This window comes from Yoonia sp., from assembly GCF_014859355.1.
GTDB lineage: Bacteria > Pseudomonadota > Alphaproteobacteria > Rhodobacterales > Rhodobacteraceae > Yoonia.
The window spans coordinates 1-1,466 of sequence record NZ_JACUUJ010000096.1 but is presented as its reverse complement, the minus strand read 5'-3'; the positions used below and the strand labels follow the sequence as shown (position 1 = coordinate 1,466).

The window sequence follows — 1,466 nt, the reverse complement described above, 5'->3', positions numbered from 1 at the left end:
ATCGCCGATATTCCCAACGCCATCGCCGCCCCCAAGAACGTGCCGGTCTATGACATCACCGCACTGGCGGATCAGATCGCGATGCCCGACACACGCCGCGCGTTGATGACAGAATGGGCGCGGATCCTACAGCATGGCGCAGGGGTTTTTGTGCTGAAACAGGCTTGCCCTGACCATGATGCAATTGACGCAGCCACCATCGCCTATGACGCAATTATCGCCGATGAACGTAAAACAGGTGCTGCTGGAGCAGATCATTTTGCTGCTGCGGGTAAAAATGACCGCATTTGGAATTCTCTGCAAAAACTGGCGATCAGGGCCCCCGAAATTGCGGTGCGTTATTTTTCAAGCCCCGCAATTGATACCGCCTGCGAGGCGTGGCTGGGACCGAATTATCAGATGACTGCGCAGATCAATCTGGTGCATCCCGGCGGGCAGGCGCAACAGGCGCATCGCGACTATCATCTGGGTTTTCAAACCGCAGACATCAGCGCAACCTATCCGGCGCATGTTCACGACCTATCGCCGCTGATGACGTTGCAAGGCGGCATCGCCCATTGCGACATGTCGCTTGATGCTGGCCCGACAAAGCTGTTGCCCTTCTCGCAGCTTTATCGCCCTGGCTATGCCGCATGGCGGCGCGATGATTTTCGCGCCTATTTTGAATCGCATTGCGTCCAGTTGCCACTGGATAAAGGCGACGCGATCTTCTTCAACCCTGCACTGTTTCATGCCGCTGGTGCAAACTTCAGCGCCGGCATTCATCGCATGGTCAATCTGTTGCAGGTGTCTTCTGCCTTTGGGCGGGCGATGGAAAGCGTGGATCGGCGGTCGATCTGCAAGGCCGTCTTTCCCGCGCTTTGCGCTGCATGCGCCAAGGGGTACCTGACGCCCCCCATGCGCGAGGCGGTGCTGGCCGCAATGGCCGAAGGCTATTCCTTTCCCATCAATCTTGATCGCGATCCACCGGTCGGTGGGCTGGCCCCCGAAACCCAAAAGGCCGTGCTGCGCAAGGCCGTGCTTGACGGCTGGTCGGCGCCAGAATTAGCCGATGCACTGGATGGCATCGCAAACCGCCAGCAGCCCTGAAACCGGCGTGTTCGCACGCCAGCCTTGCCTATCACTTGCCGATCTGCAAACACTGGCCCCCGACCCGAAAAGGTATTGTTGACATGCGCTTGATCGACCCGACCCATCCCTTTTTTCGCGCCACTTGGCGCCGCTTCCTTGTTGTGGCTGTGCCTTTTGCATGGGCGGGTGTGGAATGGCAGATGGGCAGTGCGATCTGGGCCTATGTATCTGCCGCAATCGGCGGCTACCTCGCGTGGCATCTTGTGTTGAACTGGCCCCCGGGTGACAAAGACTAGATCTTAGACGCGCCCTGATGGGCCAAGTCCGCGGATCATGGCTGGCGCGGCGGCCACTATCGGGTCGTGTGTCTCTTGCAGAATTTCAACCCGATCAAA

2 protein-coding genes are annotated in these 1,466 nt (G+C 58.6%); both read left to right on the top strand.

The window, feature by feature from the left end; translation table 11 throughout:
- Positions 1-1,089, top strand: a 1,089-nt coding sequence (locus tag IBX59_RS15130; protein WP_296377058.1) for a phytanoyl-CoA dioxygenase family protein, incomplete at its 5' end; no start/stop codon positions are given.
- Positions 1,090-1,172: 83 nt separating this feature from the next.
- Entirely contained in the window at positions 1,173-1,367 is a 195-nt protein-coding gene (locus tag IBX59_RS15125) for a hypothetical protein (protein WP_296377056.1), read from the top strand.
- Positions 1,368-1,466: the final 99 nt, after the last annotated feature.

Bases quoted from the DNA above. Each gene is read 5' to 3' on its own strand.
- IBX59_RS15125 (WP_296377056.1), top strand. From the start codon at position 1,173: ATGCGCTTGATCGACCCGACCCATCCCTTTTTTCGCGCCACTTGGCGC.